Annotated in this window: 1 protein-coding gene; it reads left to right on the top strand. The window is 67.2% G+C overall.

Annotation, left to right across the window (positions count from 1 at the left end):
• Positions 1-215 precede the first annotated feature (215 nt).
• A partial coding sequence (locus tag AC2VON_RS16395) for a serine/threonine-protein kinase (protein ID WP_486953896.1) occupies positions 216-1,663 on the top strand: 1,448 nt, incomplete at its 3' end.

The following is a 1,663-nucleotide window of genomic DNA, read 5'->3' as shown; positions in this document are numbered from 1 at the left end:
TGCGCAAGATGCCCTGCCAAAAGCCGTCGACGGCCGCCGCCTACCGCGAAGCCCACCAATTCCTCGAGCAGCTGGACCGGCTTGCCGACGTCGGCTGTTGCGGGAAGGACTAGCCGGCCAGCACCGCGTCCCGCGATAGGGCTTCCCCGGCAAACACCTGCGCCGCCCGCCGTCTCGTCGGATACTGACCGTGGCGAAAGGAAGCAGGGAATGCGGTGAAGTCGCCCGTCGGCGGGATGTTCGGCAAGTACAAGGTTGTCCGACTGCTCGGCACGGGCGGCATGGGCAAGGTGCACGAGGCCTACGACACCGACAAGTGCAGAACGGTCGCGTTGAAGCTGCTCAACGAGCAGTATGCCGATGACGAGAAATTCCGTGCCCGTTTCCTGCGCGAATCGCGTGCCGCGGCCATCCTCCAGGAGCCGCATGTCATCCCGATCCACGACTGGGGCGAGATCGACAACGTCCTCTACATCGACATGCGGCTGGTCCGGGGCCAGACCCTGCACGACATGCTCAAGAGAGGCGCCCTGGACCCGCAGCGCGCCACCGACATCGTCGGCCAGATCGCCGCCGCGCTCGATGCCGCCCACGCCGAAGGACTGATCCATCGCGAAGTGAAACCACAGAACATCATCGTCACGCCGGACGACTTCGCCTACCTGGTGGACTTCGGTATCGCCGAGACCATGGGCGACACCCACCTGACGATGGCGGGCTATCAGGTGGGCAGCTTCGACTACATGGCGCCGGAGCGGTTTGAGGGCTCCGAGGCAACACCGGCGGTCGATGTCTATGCGCTGGCCTGCGTTCTCCACGAGGCGTTGACGGGCCACAAGCCGTTCGCGGGCCACAGCGCCCAGATCATCGCGGCGCATCTGTCGTCCCCACCGCCGCGGCCCAGTGCGGTCAATGCCCGCGTTCCGGCATCGTTCGACGACGTCGTTGCCCGCGGCATGGCCAAACACCCCGATGACCGTTACGGCAGTGCCGGAGCGCTGGGCCGCGCCGCCAAGCGTGCCCTCGCAGAGGGAGCGTCGGCGGCCGGTGCGCCCACGATGGAGGCGCCCCAATACAGGGCGGGACCGGGTAGCTACCCACCCTTCAACGTCCAATACCCTCCTCCCCCACCGGCTCCGGCGGCACAAGGCCGTGGAAAGTACTTGCTGCCGGCCTTGATTGCCACCGCCGCGCTGCTGCTCGTCGCCGTCGTGGTGCTGACGGCGATCGCAGTTGTCGCCGGCCGGAACACGGAGCCGCAGACCCCCTCACCGGAACTGGCCCAAACCCCGCCCAGCGTGACCACCTACCAGCCGGAACCGTCCTCGACCACGCAGCCCGTCTACCCCCAAAGCACGGCCGCCACCGCGCCGCTGGACGCCGCGCAGCGGCTGCGTGAGATTGCCGATGAGGACCGGCCATTCGTGGCCGTCACCGTCGCCGACCATTGGGTGCCGCAACTGAGCTCCAAACGCCCCGGCGTCGTCGACCAAGGTGTGGTGTGGGACAACACCATGACGCTGCAGGAGCATCTGGACCTCCGGCAGCGCTATCCCGACGTGCGGCTGCTGTGGTCGGGTGACTGGTCGACGTTCACGGCATCCGACTTCTGGGTCACCATCGTGGGCATGCCCTATCCTGACTCCGCCAACCCGCTGGCATG

It is taken from the genome of Mycobacterium sp. TH-M82 (assembly GCF_057473605.1).
The sequence above is the reverse complement of the archived record's forward strand: the minus strand, read 5'-3'. Positions and strand labels throughout refer to the sequence as shown.